Genomic DNA, 17,765 nt, shown 5'->3' on the forward strand with positions numbered 1-17,765 from the left:
CCGTCCGCTCGGAGAAGGGCGTACTATTTCAAATACTCTAAAATTTATGCTCAAGCACTTAATTATTTCCCCGTTACGTTTTTCAACTCACTTTTATACAAGGGCTTTTGTCATCGCCGGCCTTTTCTTTTCCATGGCCGGATTTGCCCAAAAAAGAGATTCGCTCAGAACGCTGTCACTGTCGCCCGTTATTGTCACTACAACGCGTCTGGAAACAAACGAAAAACGGTTGCCGGCGGCGCTGACGGTATTGGATGGCAGCAGAATCCAGATCGGACAACCGCAGCTTTCATTGTTTGAATCGTTGGGAGGAGTGGCCGGGCTTTTTGCCCAAAATCCTGACAATTTTAACCAAGACCTGCGTATCTCAATTCGTGGATTCGGCGCTCGGGCCGCTTTCGGAATTCGCGGCATTCGATTGGTCGTGGATGGTATACCTGAGTCAACCCCCGACGGACAGGCCGACATTGACAATCTGGACATGGGCGCTATGCGACGCGTCGAAGTGATGCGCGGGCCATCATCGGGTTTGTATGGAAATGCCGCCGGCGGCATTATCAGCCTACAAACTGACAACGCTGCTGATATGCCGTTGGTAGAAGGGCAAGCTACCGTTGGCTCCTACGGTTTCCGAAGTTTTCGGGTAAAGACGGGTTTACAAAAAGGAAAATTTCAATACGTTTTAATTGCAACCAATAATCAATCAGACGGTTATCGCGGTAACAGTCGCATGGAGAGCAGTATTTTCAACCTGAAACTCCGCTACGATTTCGATTCGTTGACGCGGCTATCGATATTAGCCAACTATGGCAACAGCCCGCAGGCCGATGATCCGGGTGGATTAACAATGGCCCAAGTGACCGAGAATCGCCGTCAGGCGCATCCCAACAATATTCGCTTTCTGGCTACCGAATCGGTATCGCAAGGTCGAATTGGAATTATTTTTGAAAAACGCATGGGCAAAAGCCTCATCTTCGCCCGGGTATTTGGCACCAAGCGTGATTTTGCCAATTACCTGGCCTTTCAGGCTGCGGGTGCCGGAACCATCAATCGTGAATTTGCCGGAGCAAGTTGGCAATACCAGTACGCCCAACAATTCGGCGACCTGAGCTACCGTTTTCGTCTGGGAATTGATCTGGAAACCCAGGCCGATACCCGCCGTCGCTTCGACAACCTGACGGGTGTTCGCGGAAAGTTAACGTTTGACCAAGTAGAATCTTTTAAAAATACTGCCGCCTACATTACGCAGGAACTTGGTTATCGTAAGATCACGCTGCTCACAGGATTGCGTTCAGACGCTATAAGGATGAAAGCCGAAGATGCTTTTTTAAGCGATGGTGACCAATCCGGCAAGCGTCAATACAGTCGCATCAACCCAACCATCGGTATATCGTATGAGCTCTCTTCGAAGGTAAATATCTACACTAATATCGGGACAAGCTTCGAAACACCAACGCTCAGCGAGCTTTCCAATAATCCTTCAGGCACAGGCGGTTTGAATCCTGACTTGAATCCGCAACGTGCTACCAATTATGAGATCGGTGCCAAAACGTATTTCAACCGCCGCGTTCGATTTGATATAGCTCTGTTCAACATTAATGTAGAAGATGAATTGGTGCCTTACCAAATCACCGGACAGGCCGGACGCGTTTTTTACCGCAACGCCGGCAGCTCGCGCCGCCAAGGCATCGAATTAAGTTTTAACACAATGTTGGCTAAGGGACTTTCGCTGTTTTCCAATTATACCTATTCCGATTTCAAGTATCGGCATTACCAAACCACCGCCGGCGAGTTTGATGGAAATATCCTTCCGGGTATTCCAAAACACGCCGCGCAGGTTGAATTAAGGTATTTCAGGCCGTCAGGTTTGTTTGCCATCGCCCAGGTGCGCCACGCCTCCGACCTCTACGCTGACGACGCCAACGCGGTGACTGCCAACGGCTACACAAATTTAAATTTGAGAATTGGCGGCACTTTTCACTTTGGAAGATTAGTTGTAGAACCTTTTGTGGGGGTAAACAATCTTTTGAATGCAGTTTATTTTCAAAACGTTCAAATTAATGCCGCCAACGGACGTTATTTTGAGCCGGCACAAGGACAGTTCTGGTTTGGCGGAATGAAAGTGAACATCCAAAAAAAATCGTAATTGCGCCGTTAAACTTTTCTCCGGAAAAATGGTCTAACGCCCGAAAAGCAAATTTCATTTTGGACGCTTTTTTGCCGGGCTTTGTCGCATGTCAGACCTAACAAAAAAGCTTTATTTGTAGATTTGTCCGGCACGATTATTTTAGTACTTTGCAGTGAATAACAAACAAAACAGATTAGATTAAAGTCCCTATAAGAGGGCTTAACAATCGGGAACTATTTTAGGTGTTAGGTTTGTTATTTAATTGTTATGACAAATGAAGTTATAACACAATTTCGAAACAAGAACTTACGTTAAGTAGAATATTTTTAAAATGGCTGTATGGGTTGGACAGGCCTCGACTTTTAGTTGAGGCCTGTTTTTTTTGCAAACACCCTCCCCTTTTTCCATCAACCATTCTTGACCACTATTATTTTTATTTCTTACTCGTATTCACCGGCATGATCTTGAAGTTTTTATCGAACGAATACACTTCCGTGTATCTTCCATCATTCACATCGGCCATAAACAGCGTCAACGTGTCTTTTTTGAGAATGGCTTCTACCTGATAATTGCCTTCGGCATTGTCGTAATAGACTTCCTTGGCATCCATAATTTTGTGGTTTTTGTCAAATAAGCACAACCAAACCGTGTTCTCATTTTCGTATTCGCGCGCAATCAGCCGCATTTTATAGGCGGGAGTTGTCACAACTTCGTCCAACAAATGGTACTTATAATCATCCGCAAAATTTTCGTCGATGGATTCCACAAAATAAGAAGCTATTTCTTTTTGGGTCAATGCGGGTAACTTATTGAGTCGATTACTTTCAATCAAATTGATAAATGTCAGCGTAAAAGGCTTAATTCTTGACTGCTCAACCGCCGGCTTTTGGGGTAAAATTGCTACGGTTTGGGGAGTTGGGTCAATTGTTTTTTTTTGTTCATTCTGCGGCTTGCATCCAAAAACGACGATGATAATGACGGCCGGCACTAAACGTACCTGATTTAATTTTTTATTCATGGCTGTATAAAGTGAGTTTTAAATAAATGGTAAACGTATTTATAGGGCAAAGGCATCCTGCCTACAGTCCATCATAGACAACTGTAAGGTACTTAACTGATAACCAATACTTTTTAGCTGATTTTTTTCGCTTCCAGCAACGTTGATTTGATGGCTCTGTCGCCTTTGATATCAGGCCGGGCGTCTGTCAATTTGAAGATGGTCAATTTCCCGTTTGTTTTATCTAAGCGCCAAACGGCGTATTCGAACTTATTTTGAACATTTTCCAACATAATAATATTGGAAGCATCCGTTGATTCTGACACACAATCGCCTGAATAACACACTGAAAATTTACGATAAGCAGGCAGTCCTTCAATTCGGCCATCTGCTGAAAAAGTAACACTTTTCACCTTCGAATCAACGCCATCAACAATAGCATAGTTACCGGCAAGGGTTGCATTGTTCAAGCCATATTCAAATCCCTTAAAAATGGATGTTTTGTGAAAAAGTGCAGGCCGATTGTTTCCGGTAAAATCCTGATCCAAAGCCACAAACGAAGTATCAGATTTTACGATCAATACCAGATCTTTAAGCTTTCCTTCGTGTTGATACGCATTTTTCACAAAGCAGGTATCCTGATGGATCTGATAGTTGAGAAAATACTCCTCTACTCCGTTTCGTACCAAAACACTGTCGGGATGGTCAAAAACCAATTCGGTACAATAAAAGGGAATCGTGCTTAAAAGTGTATCGGCGGCTTTGGCAAGGTACGATTCGTTTATAAATATACCTTTTAGTGATGTTTGTTGGGTATCCTTTACCCAGCAGGCTTTCAGTCCAATGGCAATGGCCAACGAAATAATTGTGTACTTTATCTTTTTCATAGCTGTTAAATTGTAATCAAATACAAAGATATACTTCTCTGAGGAAGAGAGACTTATAACTTAGTTATCGGTAATATAACGTTGCCGATCGCTCATTTGACACAACAAAAGTCAGAAAAAAGAAAAAATAACGCCATTAATTATCCTTCAGGCGTAGAAATTAGCTATTGAATGGAATGTAGTAAGAAATAAGCCGTTTGGAATATGTGAATTTGTCAGGCTTTTTTGAGCTTTGACGTTTCCAACAAACCATGCCCAAACACCAAAATCAAAATGATCGGCATCAAAATAGCGCCTGTTTTAAACCCTGCGCCCGTCATGGCATAGGAACCGGACGAAAATTTAAAGATCGTATTGATCAACACCCCGATGGATACCAAGGTCAAAAGAGCCAATACCAACAGCGCCGTTTGTTTACCGGCTTTGGGAATAAAAGCAACAATACCGATGCTGACCAACGCAGCAATGCCGACCGTTGCCAACGCGCGTGGAAAAGTCCTGATCATGTCGTACTTAAAGAACAGAACGCCCAATCTTCCGATCAAATTCGGATGGGCTAAAAGCCACGCATCAACCACTACTAAAACAACCAAAATAAGGTAAAAAGAAAGATTACGATTCATGAAAACAAACTATTTATAAATAAAGAATATCTTGCGCAAGCGCCTGTTTTGGTGCGGCAAATATACTTCAATTTATGCAGGAACACCATCTGGAAGTCAAACGAACAGCACGATATTTTACACTGGGAACGCTTAACGAGCAAACAAAACACATTTGGTTTGTGCTTCATGGCTATGGGCAATTGGCCCAATTTTTCATCAAAAAGTTTGAAGTTCTTCACAACGATGATACGTTCATTGTGGCACCGGAGGCGCTTTCACGGTTTTACTTACAAGGTGTTAGTGGTCGCGTAGGTGCGAGTTGGATGACAAAAGAAGAACGGGCTTATGAGATCGACGACTATATTTTCTACCTCAACCAATTGTACGACAGCTTACTGCACGACCGAAGTCTCTCAGACGTTCAAATTACTATTTTGGGGTTTTCTCAGGGAAATGCGACGGTATTGCGTTGGCTAAATGCCGACCATATTCGGTATGATCGTCTGGTGATTTGGGCAGGTTTTTTTGCCAATGGCGTAGCAGACGTGATCGATCCGGCCAAATTAACCAATATTCCAACCACGTTGGTGTACGGAACACAGGATGAATATTTGGTTCAGGTAGATTTAGCAAAATACGAAACAGACATCAAGACCGCTATTCCTCATTTGGAAGTAATAACCTTTGAGGGAAAACATACCATCGACAGCGAGACGTTGAAGAAGCTGGAACGCTGATCGTTAAGATTATGCTGATCGTTAAGATTATTATGATTTGATTATGTATTGGCATAATTTTATCTTAAAAATCTTAACGATCAGCGTTTTATTACACTGACTAAGAAAATAAACGAGAGATAGTTTCTTCGGCGTATCCACCGCTGGAGGTCATTCCTTTTCCGCCGATCCCGGTGATGATGCGGATGTGTTCATCAATATCATATTCATAGATTTCATCAGAGGTTTGGCTGTAAAAACCCGCCCAACTCATCTGCATTTTTTCAACCGGGAAAGTCACAATGCGCTTGGCTTCGTCAATGATCAGTTGATTGATGTAATCATTTATGTGATAGCCCAAATCATCCACATTTTGCGCACCCGCATATTCGTGTGAGTCACCTACCACGACCGAGCCGTCCAATGCCTGTTTAAACAATACATGAATTCCCCATTTTTTGAGTTCATCATAATGCGCAGGCGTAGTGAGATTTGTGTAGGAAGAAAGCTGTTGAAAAGACTCGTACCGACGAATCGTCAAGCCCGTCAGGATATTGCCCTGCATCTCCAATGTTGGAAAAGCAATTGTTTGAAGCATTTGCAATTTACTGACAATCAGGCCACTTTCCGCAAATAATTCGGGGTAAAGCATTCGGAATTCATGCCCGTTACAGATAAGTACTTTATCAGCCTGAAACGATTTTTGATTGGTAAGTCGCACGTTTGCTTTGCCATTCGAGGATTGGCATTCGACAACGGTAGCATTATTTAAGTACGTAACCCCTTCTTTTTCTACACAATACGCCAAAAATCGCTGCATCAAAAGCGGTGAATCTACCGTCATTTCGTCGGGAAAGAAAATCGCCCCTACGGGATATTGCTTCTGCAAATACGGATATTTTTCTAAACAAGCTTCTTTCGTAAATAACTCACATGGATAGCCTATTGCCTGATAATAATCATACAACTCATTGGCCAATTGCCACTCGTCGGCATCGGAGGCAATGTACACTGAGCCATGTTTGCGAACGGTCAAATCGGTTTTGGACTGAAGTTCTTGGTATAATTCCAGACTTCGTTGCCCATAATTAAACCACCTTCCCGCCAATCCGGATGGAACTACCTGGCCGAAATTTCGTACAGTAGCCCCTACGGGAAAGTTATCTTTTTCTAAAAGCAATACTGATTTGTTTTGGCGAGCGGCATGGTACGCGTGAAAAGTACCCATGATTCCTCCACCCACTACAATCAGGTCATAATGAGTGCGCATCAGTTCTTTATCGCCAAACGGCCTTGATTAATTTCTTCGAGTATGTTAATAATTTCGTCAATAGAGCCGATCAAGACATCGTGAGGATGGCCGATCAATTGGTGTGAGGTGTGCGTACCGTTGGTAACCCCCAGATTCAGATAAACCCCTGCCGCATGGCCCGATTGCAGATCAGAAGGGGTATCTCCTGCATTAATTACCTGTTTAGGATCGTTAACGCCCAACAAACGCATCGCTTTCTGAATCATCAATGGCTCAGGGCGACCTTGCTCCACTTCATCACTGGCAATAGAAGCCTGAATGATGGTCGATTCATTGCCGATACGGTTTTCGTCCAATCCTTCCAACCAGCCCAGTTTCTCCAAAATAATATCGGTCACGACCCGATAAAAGCCCGTTGTCAACGCTATTTTGATACCTTGTTGTTTAAGGTAGTTAAACAATTTCAAACATCCTTCGGTCGGAAAAACAGGTTGCGTTTTATAATGCGCTTCCAATACTTCTTTAAAAACAGCGTACGATTCATCCACACGCTGTTCTACTTCGGGATGTGCTTCACCCAATTGCTCTCGCCAAAAAAGTTGAAAAACATACCGTTTTGACAATCCCTGCGCGGCTAAAATGGCTTCATCCGACGCATTCAGTCCCGACAGTCCTGCTGCTTTTGCGAAGCAGGCCTCTACCTCATGTTGGTCGGTTACGGTGGTCCCTGCCATGTCCAAAACCACCAATTTTATCTTTTGTTGCTCCATTGTGTTATGACTACTTTATATGTTGCAAAAGTAATAGTTCCATAAGAAAAGTTAACAATTTTCAATATTAAAGTTTAGTAAAATTATACATTTCAACGTAAATAATAGGGTAAACTAATCAACTTATTAAGGCCAATACTTTAATAAACAGTCTAAATACCACGTTTTGAGGTGGTTTGTTCCAGTGTTAACTATTTAAAAAAAAGTTAACAAATCCTTTACTATAAGTTAACTATCTATTAACTCTCCTAAACTTACTTTGCACTCTGATAAGCAGGTCTTATCTCCTTCATTTTCCACATAAACAATTTACAACTATGCCGAATTTTTTACCCCAAAACGTAGGGAAGACTTTTTGGATGTTACTGTTTTTACTGACATTCCATTTAGGCACAACTGTATTTGCACAGGATGTTGCGGTACAGGGACAAGTTACTGATTCCGAAAACAACACACCGCTTCCGGGTGTCAGTGTTGTTGTAAAAGGAACAACTCGCGGTACGAATACTGATGCCGACGGTAAATATCGTATCAGCATCGCGCCAAATACTATTTTGGTCTTCTCATTTGTCGGTTACACTGCGCAGGAAGTAGCCGTTGGTAATCGCAGCACCATTGATCTGAAAATGTCGCAAGACCTCAAACAACTTCAGGAAGTGGTTGTTACGGCATTGGGTATTCAGAAAGAAAAGAAAACGTTGGCTTTTGCTACACAAAGTGTCAAAGGTTCTGACCTTGTCAAAGCTCGCGAACCCAATCCTATCAACTCGCTCGTAGGAAAAGTAGCCGGCCTGAACGTGGGTGCCAGTGCTGAACTTCTCCGCGCTCCTCAGGTGTCATTGCGCGGTGGTGCACCTTTGTATGTGGTTGACGGAATTCCCATTAATTCAGATACCTGGAATATCAGCCCTGACGACATTGAGTCAATGGACGTATTGAAAGGGCCTTCCGGAACCGCCCTTTATGGTTTCCGTGCACAGAACGGGGTGATCATGATCACGACCAAAAAAGGCTCAAAAGACAGAAGAGGCTTCTCGGTCGATGTGAACTCTTCTACCATGTTTGACAAAGGTTTCATTGCCATTCCGAAAGTGCAGGATCAGTACGGCCCCGGTGACCACGGCAAGTACGCCTTCGTAGATGGTCGCGGAGGTGGTGTAAACGATGGTGATTATGATATTTGGGGTCCGCCGTTGGATGGCCGTTTATTGACGCAATATGACAGTCCAATCGACCCCGCTACGGGAAAACGAGTTCCTACGCCTTGGTTGCCAAGAGGTGCCAACAATTTAACACGCTTTATTCAGACAGGTATATTGTCTACCAATAACGTGTCAGTTTCAGCCAGCAACGAGAAAGCCGACATTCGGGTATCGCTGTCGCATCAATACCAACGCGGGGTAATTCCGAATACTCAATTGAATATTACCAACTTAAATACATCGTTGGGGTATAATTTCTCCAAAAAACTCCGCTTTGAGAGTACTGTCAACTACAGCCGTCAATACACGCCTAACGTTCCGGACGTAGATTATGGCCCTAACTCACTCATTTACAACTCCATCATTTGGGGTGGTGCCGACTGGAACGTTGATGATATGAAGCAATTGTGGCAGCCGGGCAAAGAAGGTGTTCAGCAGATCTATGCCGAATACCAACGCTACAATAACCCTTGGTTTGTGGTAAAAGAATGGTTGCGCGGTCACTACAAAAACGATATTTATGCGTATGCGCTCGGCAAGTACAAGATCAACGACTTTCTGAATGCTCAGTTGCGTACTCAGGTTACGACGTACGACATTCTTCGCACCGAAAAAATGCCTTACTCCGCTACTTCGTACGGTCGTGAAGAAGCACGGGGAGATTATCGGGAAGACCGCCGCAGTTTGTGGGAAAACAACACGGATGCGTTGGTCAATTTCGATAAAGAAGTTGCCAAAAACATTACTGTTAAAGCCTCTGTCGGGGGAAGCATGCGTTTGTTCCGTTACACGTCCAACTTCGCTTCTACCGATTACCTCAACGTACCGGGCGTGTATAGTTTCTCCAACTCCCGCAACCCCGTTCAGGCCTACAACTATCAGGCATACATGAAAGTAATGAGCGCATATTATGCCGCTGACGTTTCGCTAAGCAAATACGCAAACATTTCACTGACAGGCCGTTGGGACAAAACCTCTACCCTGCCATCAGGGCGTAACGTTGGATTTTACCCCTCGGTAGGACTTACAACCGTCCTTTCCGACTATGTAAAATTACCGGATGCGATCACGTTCTTAAAACTCCGCGCTTCGTTTGCCCGCGTGAAAGAAGCCTTTACGCAGGCTAATATCGGAGTTCCTCCCGGAGCACCGGTTTATTACGGAGCCAACTATACTTCATCGTATGACGGCCCCAGCTACGGTACCACAGTGGCCTACAGCATTTCTCGCCCTTACAACAACGAAGCGGCCGCTTATTATTCAAGCAGTCTGATCGACCCTAACATTCAGCCTTCTACCCGTACTAACTACGAAGGCGGGGTAGAAATGAAGTTTATGAACAACCGTTTAGGCTTGGATGTCACTTATTTCAGTTATTTGGATGGACCACGGATCTTTGGATTGACCCTGCCGGAATCAACGGGATATGGCAGCTTGACCACCAACGGTATCAAATCGCAACGCAAAGGATTGGAGATTTCGGTGAGTGGTAATGTGATCAAAAACCCCAATGGATTCAACTGGGACGTTTTGGCCAACTGGTCTACCTGGCAGGAAACACTGAAAGAGATTTACGGTACTCAAACCCGTTTGAATCAATTCTATAAGATCGGTGACCGTTTGGATGCCTACTATGGTACCGCATTTGCCCGTACGCAGGATGGCCAAATCATCAACGATGCCAGCGGTCGCCCTGTTTACAATCCGGTATCTCAGTTTTTGGGTTATACAAACCCGGATTGGACGTTTGGTTTCCAAAACAAGTTCAGTTACAAAAACTTCAATTTCAACTTCCAGTTTGATGGACGTATCGGTGGTGTGATCGAAAACTACATCCAGAAACAAACCTTCCGTGGCGGACGCCATATTGCTACCGTACAAGGTGCGATGGGCGTTTCCCGTTTGGCCGATACAGAAGGAAGAAAAACGTGGGTTGGCGAAGGCGTGGTATTGACGGGAGGTACTATCAAATACGATCCGGATGGTTTAATTACCAACTATGGAGAATTGAAGTTTACGCCAATGTCAACAGCCAACGCTACCTATCTGCAAGATTGGATCAGCCGTTATTACAACTCAAATGAAGGCAACATCATGAACCGTACGTTCGTAAAATTGCGGGAAGTGCAGGTGGGTTATTCATTGCCGTCGGGGATTTTGGGCAAAAACATTCGTCAGGCTACTATCTCCTTGGTTGGTCGTAATTTGCTGTACTTCGCTCACTCGAAAGACTTGGATGTGGAGCAATTTGTGAATTACAGCAACCGTTCTTCGTCGCTTCAAACACCTACGTTGCGCCGTTATGGAATCAACCTTAATTTCACGTTCTAAAATTTAAAAACACACTTAAACAATGAAAAATCTCATCACATTCTGTTCATTTTTACTGTTTTTGAGTACAAGCTCATGCAAAGTTGATAACGGCTACATTAATACAGACAAACCTTATAATGAGCAACAGTTAATAAACTTATTGGCGTCTGATGAAGCTTTTCTTACTGCTCTGGATTTTACAATGAAAAATCACGAAAAACTAATTGCATCACTTTCAAAAATGGATCAATACCGGTTTTCCCAACTAAAGAAAGTTGTAGACAAAGGGTTCAGTGAAGAATTAGTAAATGAAGCTAAAAAAACAGATGTCTATGATTTAATTGAAGATGAGTTGGAAATGGCAAAACTTACTTCTTATAAGCTTTCGAAGAAGTATTATACATCATTTAATAAATTCAGCAAACCTGAATTAAATCAAATTTTCATTAAATCTCTCAAAAAAAATCAAGGAAAATTTAGAATTTCAACGCTATGTGATGATTGTGAATCAGCAGGATTTGCAATGGGAATAGTAACCGGTATAGCAGATATGATAGGTTGTCACATCTATGCAGGTGGAGAGTCTGCCATGCAAAACTCCCCTTCAATTTATTACGAGAACTTATCTCAATGCATCGGTGCTTCCTCCTTATTACCGCCTATGTTTGGCGCCCTTACATTAGGTGTTTGTATATACTGTTGTGACCCTAACAATCCGGTTCATTGTCGTTAAAATAAATCGAAATCAAATATGAAAAATATACTAATCATTATTCTCACTGCACTTTGCATATGTGCATGCCAATCTTTTCAAGAACTTGAAAAGAATCCAAACGTTCCTGCCAATTCACCGGCCAATCTTATTTTCAACGGGATTCTAAACGATATGGCAACCCAGCCTGACGAAGAACGCCCTTGGAAAAAGGGGGCTCGTTGGAATCAGTTTTATACCATTAATTATAACTATTATGGCAACAACGAATACGATTGGACATCATCGACCTCAATGTTTAATACGCTTAAAAACGTAGTTAAAATGGAAGAAGAAGCCAAAAAGGCAACGGGAAAAGACCTGAATCCTTATTCCGCTTTGGGTAAGTTTTTCAAGGCGTATTTCTTTGTTTGGATGACTCAACGCATTGGCGATCTACCCATGAACGAAGCGCTAAAAGGTACCGAAAACACCAGCCCAAAGTACAATACGCAAAAAGAAATCTACCTGCAGGCCCTGAAATGGCTGGATGAATCCAACGATGATTTGTCTAAACTGATTGCGGCGGGGGATATTTCATTGCAGGGAGATATTTACCTCAGCAACAATTTGAAAGCGTGGCAAAAAGTGGTGAATACCTATAAATTGCGCGTATTGGTAGCGTTGAGCAAAAAAGAAACCGACGGCGAGTTAAACATCAAAGCTCGCTTTGCGGAGGTAATAAACAATGCCGCCAAGTTCCCGATCATGACAGGGATGAGCGACAACTTAGCCTATAAGTACAATTCCACTTATAACAAATATCCCATCAATCCCGACAATTTCGGTTTTGATGCTACGCGTCAGCAGATGTCTTCAACCAACATTGACATTCTGAAAGCAACTCAAGACCCACGTCTGTTCTTCATTGCTGAACCGGCCGAAGCGCAGATCAAAAAGGGCTTGGCCCAAACTGATTTTGCCGCTTTTATTGGAGCAAACCCGGGCGAAAGTTTAGATGATATGTCGACCAAAGCGCTTAATGGCCAGTATTCTTTCATTAACCGTAATCGCTATTATAAAAACTATTCTCCCGAAGCTACTATCCAAATCGGTTACATTGAAATGTGTTTCAACATTGCCGAAGCTGCCAATCGCGGCTGGATCACGAGCAATGCGGAAGATTGGTACACCAAAGGTATCCAGGCATCTCAAGGGTTCTTTGACATTAAAAACGGAGAAAATACCGCCGTACTTGAAACCCGTAACGGTGCCAATGCTACCTCCGCCGGTTATACAGTCAAATTTAATTTCACTGATTTCTATGCACAACCCGCCGTTAAATACACCGGCAACAACGCCAAAGGGTTGGAGCAAATCTTAAATCAAAAATACCTTGGCTTCTTTATGAACTCCGGAATGGAAGCATTCTATAACTGGCGCCGCACAGGTTACCCGGCCAACTTTGCCAAAAGCGGTGCCGGAATAGGCAATTCAGGCGTAATTCCCCGCCGGTGGTTGTATCCCAATTCTGAGCGTATTTATAACGAAGCCAATTATAAAGCATCAATTCAATCACAATTTGGAAAAGCGAGCGAAAGTATCAACGATGAGCTATGGATTTTAAAATAGACTTTAAATAGGTTAATATTGAACAATAAAGCGGGAGAGATTTCTTCCCGCTTTATTTTCGTTTTAAACATTTCCAACTTACTCAACTATGCGTTGCTTATTCGTTTTTATCCCTTTTCTCTTCATCTCTACCCTTGTTTATTCACAAACCCGTGTCGTGAAAACGTTGCAGGTACCAAGTAGAAATGAATTTTGCAGAATTGACACCACAGGCGGCTACTCAATTCTGCCAAGCGGTCGACGCGTCACTCCCGTGGGTACCACCCTGCGCATCACCAACGACCCCTTCGGATTGACAGTAAGTCCGGACGGACGACGGGTGGTCGCTTTGCACAGCGGTGCTATATCACTCATTGATGCTGAAATGCCCCGCCGGGCCATTCGAATTCCCGATTATGCCAAAACATTCGCCGACCCACTCAAAGGGACATCTTTTTTAGGAGCTGCCTTTGCGCCCGATTCAAAACTGGTGTATCTGAGCGGAGGTGACAAGGGAAATGTAGTGGTGTTTGATACCGAAAAAAAGGAAAAAATTGATGAGATATCGCTTAATCAACCCGTTGGAAAGCAGCGATTTGAAGAAAGTTTTACCTCCGATTTACTGCTGAATCCAACCAAAAATGAACTACTGGTGCTGGACCGTGCCCATTTCAGAATGGTACGCATTGACTTGACTACCAAAAAGGTCACCGCTTCGATCCCCGTCGGGCGGCAACCGTTTGGGCTATCCCTGAGTCCTGACCGTCGACACGCGTTTGTGGCCAACGTTGGACTGTACGAATACCCATTGGTGCCCGGGGTAACCCCCAAAAACCGCGACACCATGATGCTGAAGTTTCCTCCTTACGGCACATATACCAAAGAATCCATTGAAGGCGTAGAAGTGGAAGGACGAAAAATTCCCGGCCTCGGCAGCCCGTTGGTGCCCGAAGCCATGAGTGTTTGGATAGTTGATCTATTGACCAATAAGGTCACCGGAAAATTCAAGACAGGGAATCAAATCGGTGAAATGATCGAAGAAACCGAAATTGTAGGTGGTGCCAGCCCCAACTCCGTGACCGTAGGAAAACGCTTTGCCTACGTTTCCAATGCCACCAACGACAATATCTCGATCATTGACTATAAAACCCGCAAAATCACGGGCCATATCCCCTTGAAAGTCCTTCCCGCAATTGACAAATACCGAGGCCTAATTCCCTTCGGAATGGCGCTGACACAAGACGAAAAAACGTTGTATGTCGCCCTGCTGGGCTTTAATGCCGTTGCCGTGGTAGATTTGACCAACCGCCGGGTAAAAGGACTGATTCCTACCGGCTGGGGACCGACCAAAGTCAAGCTTTCGCCCGATGAAAAAACGTTGTATGTGGTTTCTGCCCGAGGCTTAGGAGCCGGCCAAAACGGCGGAAAGGGTTTTGTAAAACCCGCCCGAGGAACCTATATCGGTGATATTCAACTGGGTACATTTCAAAAAATTACTCTTCCGACACCTGCTGAATTAAAAACCTGGACGCAACAGGCCATTGATAACACCTTCGAATCTGTCACTATCACCGACGACGGAAAAAATCCTCTTCCTTCCCTACCCGCTTTGCGGCCAAGTCCTATCAAATACATCGTATACGTCACTAAAGAAAATCGTACCTACGATGAAGTGTTAGGTCAACTTTCTCAAGGAGATACTACGCTGGCACGCTACGGCACCAACGTTACGGTGACTTCAAAAAAAGACACGCTTCACCATGTTGATGTAATGCCCAACCATCAGCGGATTGCCAAACAGTTTGCGTATTCCGATAATTTCTATTGTGATTCTGACGCCTCTATTCACGGGCACCATTGGATGATGGGTGTCATTCCGAACGAGTGGGTAGAAGCTAATTCCAACCATGCGGGTACATTTAACGCATTTTCCAAAGCACCGGGAAGGCGATTCCCTAAAGCGACAGGAGCCATTGACCCCGAGGATTACAACGAAACAGGCGGATTATGGGAAGCTTTGGAACGCAAAAAACTTCCCTTTTACAGTTTTGGGGAAGGCAATGAATTTGCCGGTGTTTCGGAAGAATGGGATCATCTTGAGTTTGGGGCTCGTCAGCCGGTTGTTTTTCCGTTGGCAGAATCTGTTTTTGAACATACTTCCCGCAATTATGCCGGCTTTGACATGAATATTCCGGATTGGCTTCGAATGGATCAATTTGAGAAAGAATTTACCGCAAAATGGTTGTCCTCAAAAACCGCCAAACCAAAATCGCCCAAAAAAGTCGATATGCCGCGCGTTATTGCTCTCCAACTTCCCAATGACCACGGCGCGGGCATCCGTCCGGAGGCAGGGTATCCTTATCCGCATTCGTTCATGGCCGACAACGATATTTCGTTGGGACGATTACTGCAATTTCTGTCGCATACGCCTTACTGGAAAAACATGCTCGTTGTTATTACCGAAGACGACCCGCAGGGCGGTGTTGACCATATTGATGCACACCGGTCGGTATTGATGCTGGCGGGGCCTTACGTAAAGCGCGGGCATGTATCGCATACGCACGCCAATTTTGGCTCTATTCTGAAGATAATTTATAATACAATGGGCGTTCCGTATGTGAATCAATACGATGCTACGGCGTCGTTGCTTCAGGATTTTTTTACGGACAAACCCGATTTCACACCCTATCAAATGGTCATTCCTGACAAGCGTGTTTTTGACGTAGATAAAGCAATGGAGATTTACAAAAAAACATTCGACTGGAAAACCGCCAAGCCCGGCCCCAAAATGGATGACCCTGACGAGCAGCGTAAGGAACATTATCGGCAGCAAAATGAAAATTGAGTAAAATATTCCCCCAAACTATTTCCTCATTATGAAAAGAACAATTACAGGTTTCTGCTTCCTATTTATGACGGTTATAAGCTATGCACAACGCCAAACCGAGAACATCTTTTTGATCACCACCGACGGGTTGCGTTGGCAGGAAGTATTCGGCGGGGCCGATTCTTCGCTGCTTTTTGACCCTGCCTTTACAAGTGATACCAATAAACTGAAAAAACAATTTTGGGCAAATACCCCCGAAGAACGTCGCAAAAAACTGCTTCCTTTTTTTTGGGAAACAATTGCCAAACAAGGCCAATTGTACGGTAATCGTTGGAAAGACAGTCGCATGAATGTAAGCAATACGTACTGGTTCAGCTATCCGGGCTACAGCGAGATCCTGTGCGGCTATGCCGATGACCGCATCAATTCCAATGACGCCAAAGACAATCCTAACACCACGGTTTTTGAGTTTATCAACCAACAGCCTGCGTATAAGGGAAAAGTGGCGGGTTATGCTACGTGGGGCGTGATTCCGAACATAGTTAACGAAAACCGTACCGGTATTCCCATTAACGCGGGCAATGAGCCTGTCAGCGGCCCGAATGTCAACACAAATGAAAAAATGCTGAATGAAATTCAGGACAAAATACCCAGCCCTTGGGGTGAAACCCGTCAGGATTTTATTACGTATTATATGGCGAAAGAATACATTCAAAAAAACAAGCCAAAAGTATTTTTCCTGTCGTTTGACGAGTCCGATGATTATGCCCACGCGGGCAAGTACGACAACTATCTTCAAACGGTAAATATGGTGGATAAATTCATCGCTGATCTGTGGAATTATTTACAATCCCAAGCTGAATATAAGGGCAAAACCACCATCTTGCTCACCACCGACCACGGTCGCGGCCATACGCCCAAAGCCCGCTGGAAAGACCACGGTACCAAAACCCCCGACAGCTTCCAGATATGGATGGGCGCAATGGGCCCCGATACACCCGCTCTGGGGGAAGTTAAAACTGAAAATGTGTTGTTTCAAAACCAAATAGCGCAGACATTGGCGCATTTTCTCGGTTTAGATTTTAAATGTGAACACCCGGTAGGTGAAGCTATTCCCGGAGTTTTAGGAACTAAAGCATCGATTAAACGTTAATTCCGAATCTATCATTTTTCCGTTTTCATTCTATGATACCAAACTCTTCCTTAAACGAAATCCGACAATTGTTTGAATCACAAGGTGATGAACAATACTACGGTGAAGACGTAAGCCAACTCGAACACGCCGCGCAGGGAGCTGAACTGGCCCGTAAAGGCGGCTTTGATAAAGAAGTACAGGCCGCGGCTTTTTTGCACGATATCGGTCATTTGATGCCTGCCGAGCAGGAAGAAGAACTGATGGAAATGTATGGCCGCAAAGACCACGAAGAAATCGCGGCCGATTGGCTGCGCGAAAAAGGTTTTCCCGAAAAAGTGTGCATTTTAGTCGCCAATCATGTCAATGCCAAGCGATATCTTACCTTCAAAAACCCCAAGTACTTTGCCGGTTTATCAGAAGCCAGTCTCAAAACGCTCGAATTTCAGGGCGGTCCTATGCAGGCCGAAGAAGCCGCGGTCTTCGAACAAAACCCTTATTTTGAACTCATTATCCAAATGCGCCGCTGGGATGAAGCCGCCAAAGTAACGGGCTTGCCAAAGCCTGATCTGGAGAAGTATTTGGCGCTGTGTGAAGAGGTATTGGTATAAAGTAAAGCAGGGACGAAAAAGCA

13 protein-coding genes are annotated in these 17,765 nt (G+C 44.2%); 8 read left to right on the forward strand and 5 right to left on the reverse strand.

Features of this window, described 5'->3' with window-relative positions:
- Positions 1-46: 46 nt before the first annotated feature.
- On the forward strand, positions 47-2,146 hold the full coding sequence (locus ACQY73_RS06040; RefSeq protein ID WP_428662859.1) for a TonB-dependent receptor family protein: 2,100 nt from the start codon (positions 47-49) through the stop codon (positions 2,144-2,146).
- Positions 2,147-2,561: 415 nt separating this feature from the next.
- Here ACQY73_RS06040 and ACQY73_RS06045 read toward each other — a convergent pair whose 3' ends face one another.
- The 3 genes from ACQY73_RS06045 to ACQY73_RS06055 all read right to left on the reverse strand — a co-directional run bounded on the left by ACQY73_RS06045 (position 2,562) and on the right by ACQY73_RS06055 (position 4,635).
- Positions 2,562-3,146 carry a hypothetical protein gene (locus tag ACQY73_RS06045; protein WP_428662861.1) on the reverse strand — a complete coding sequence of 195 codons (585 nt, stop codon included), beginning with the start codon at positions 3,144-3,146 and terminating at the stop codon, positions 2,562-2,564.
- Positions 3,147-3,259: 113 nt separating this feature from the next.
- Positions 3,260-4,012, reverse strand: coding sequence for a hypothetical protein (locus ACQY73_RS06050; RefSeq protein ID WP_428662863.1), 753 nt, complete (start codon positions 4,010-4,012; stop codon positions 3,260-3,262).
- Between the two features lie 215 nt (positions 4,013-4,227).
- Positions 4,228-4,635: a hypothetical protein gene (locus ACQY73_RS06055; protein ID WP_428662866.1), complete on the reverse strand. Its 408-nt coding sequence runs from the start codon at positions 4,633-4,635 to the stop codon at positions 4,228-4,230.
- A 74-nt stretch (positions 4,636-4,709) separates the two neighbouring features.
- On the opposite strand from ACQY73_RS06055, the gene ACQY73_RS06060 reads away from it, so the two are divergent.
- Complete coding sequence (locus tag ACQY73_RS06060) at positions 4,710-5,354, forward strand: alpha/beta hydrolase (RefSeq protein WP_428662868.1); 645 nt, start codon at positions 4,710-4,712, stop codon at positions 5,352-5,354.
- A gap of 100 nt (positions 5,355-5,454) precedes the next feature.
- On the opposite strand, the gene ACQY73_RS06065 is transcribed toward ACQY73_RS06060, so the two are convergent.
- Complete coding sequence (locus tag ACQY73_RS06065) at positions 5,455-6,603, reverse strand: TIGR03364 family FAD-dependent oxidoreductase (RefSeq protein ID WP_428662871.1); 1,149 nt, start codon at positions 6,601-6,603, stop codon at positions 5,455-5,457.
- Positions 6,603-7,355, reverse strand: coding sequence for an HAD family hydrolase (locus ACQY73_RS06070; RefSeq protein WP_428662873.1), 753 nt, complete (start codon positions 7,353-7,355; stop codon positions 6,603-6,605). Before ACQY73_RS06070 ends, ACQY73_RS06065 begins: the two co-directional genes overlap by 1 nt.
- A gap of 317 nt (positions 7,356-7,672) precedes the next feature.
- Here ACQY73_RS06070 and ACQY73_RS06075 point away from each other — a divergent pair, with 317 nt between their 5' ends.
- The 6 genes from ACQY73_RS06075 (at position 7,673) to ACQY73_RS06100 (ending at position 17,742) form a co-directional block, all read left to right on the forward strand.
- On the forward strand, positions 7,673-10,888 hold the full coding sequence (locus ACQY73_RS06075; RefSeq protein WP_428662876.1) for a SusC/RagA family TonB-linked outer membrane protein: 3,216 nt from the start codon (positions 7,673-7,675) through the stop codon (positions 10,886-10,888).
- Positions 10,889-10,910: 22 nt separating this feature from the next.
- Positions 10,911-11,603, forward strand: a complete 693-nt coding sequence (locus ACQY73_RS06080; RefSeq protein ID WP_428662878.1) for a hypothetical protein — start codon at positions 10,911-10,913, stop codon at positions 11,601-11,603.
- Between the two features lie 18 nt (positions 11,604-11,621).
- Positions 11,622-13,193 carry a SusD/RagB family nutrient-binding outer membrane lipoprotein gene (locus tag ACQY73_RS06085; RefSeq protein WP_428662882.1) on the forward strand — a complete coding sequence of 524 codons (1,572 nt, stop codon included), beginning with the start codon at positions 11,622-11,624 and terminating at the stop codon, positions 13,191-13,193.
- Positions 13,194-13,281: 88 nt separating this feature from the next.
- Positions 13,282-16,017: a bifunctional YncE family protein/alkaline phosphatase family protein gene (locus ACQY73_RS06090; protein WP_428662885.1), complete on the forward strand. Its 2,736-nt coding sequence runs from the start codon at positions 13,282-13,284 to the stop codon at positions 16,015-16,017.
- A gap of 31 nt (positions 16,018-16,048) precedes the next feature.
- A complete protein-coding gene (locus tag ACQY73_RS06095) occupies positions 16,049-17,152 on the forward strand; it encodes an alkaline phosphatase family protein (RefSeq protein WP_428662888.1) in 1,104 nt (367 codons plus the stop codon).
- A 32-nt stretch (positions 17,153-17,184) separates the two neighbouring features.
- On the forward strand, positions 17,185-17,742 hold the full coding sequence (locus tag ACQY73_RS06100) for a phosphonate degradation HD-domain oxygenase (RefSeq protein ID WP_428662891.1): 558 nt from the start codon (positions 17,185-17,187) through the stop codon (positions 17,740-17,742).
- Positions 17,743-17,765 lie beyond the last annotated feature (23 nt).

The sequence above is a fragment of the Runella sp. genome, assembly GCF_965279615.1.
Classification (GTDB): Bacteria; Bacteroidota; Bacteroidia; order Cytophagales; family Spirosomataceae; genus Runella.

What these genes read in the sequence shown, in the direction of transcription:
- ACQY73_RS06040 (WP_428662859.1), top strand. Translation starts at nt 47, where the DNA reads ATGCTCAAGCACTTAATTATTTCCCCGTTACGTTTTTCAACTCACTTT.
- ACQY73_RS06045 (WP_428662861.1), bottom strand. Translation starts at nt 3,146, where the DNA reads ATGAATAAAAAATTAAATCAGGTACGTTTAGTGCCGGCCGTCATTATC.
- ACQY73_RS06050 (WP_428662863.1), bottom strand. Translation starts at nt 4,012, where the DNA reads ATGAAAAAGATAAAGTACACAATTATTTCGTTGGCCATTGCCATTGGA.
- ACQY73_RS06055 (WP_428662866.1), bottom strand. Translation starts at nt 4,635, where the DNA reads ATGAATCGTAATCTTTCTTTTTACCTTATTTTGGTTGTTTTAGTAGTG.
- ACQY73_RS06060 (WP_428662868.1), top strand. Translation starts at nt 4,710, where the DNA reads ATGCAGGAACACCATCTGGAAGTCAAACGAACAGCACGATATTTTACA.
- ACQY73_RS06065 (WP_428662871.1), bottom strand. Translation starts at nt 6,603, where the DNA reads ATGCGCACTCATTATGACCTGATTGTAGTGGGTGGAGGAATCATGGGT.
- ACQY73_RS06070 (WP_428662873.1), bottom strand. Translation starts at nt 7,355, where the DNA reads ATGGAGCAACAAAAGATAAAATTGGTGGTTTTGGACATGGCAGGGACC.
- ACQY73_RS06075 (WP_428662876.1), top strand. Translation starts at nt 7,673, where the DNA reads ATGCCGAATTTTTTACCCCAAAACGTAGGGAAGACTTTTTGGATGTTA.
- ACQY73_RS06080 (WP_428662878.1), top strand. Translation starts at nt 10,911, where the DNA reads ATGAAAAATCTCATCACATTCTGTTCATTTTTACTGTTTTTGAGTACA.
- ACQY73_RS06085 (WP_428662882.1), top strand. Translation starts at nt 11,622, where the DNA reads ATGAAAAATATACTAATCATTATTCTCACTGCACTTTGCATATGTGCA.
- ACQY73_RS06090 (WP_428662885.1), top strand. Translation starts at nt 13,282, where the DNA reads ATGCGTTGCTTATTCGTTTTTATCCCTTTTCTCTTCATCTCTACCCTT.
- ACQY73_RS06095 (WP_428662888.1), top strand. Translation starts at nt 16,049, where the DNA reads ATGAAAAGAACAATTACAGGTTTCTGCTTCCTATTTATGACGGTTATA.
- ACQY73_RS06100 (WP_428662891.1), top strand. Translation starts at nt 17,185, where the DNA reads ATGATACCAAACTCTTCCTTAAACGAAATCCGACAATTGTTTGAATCA.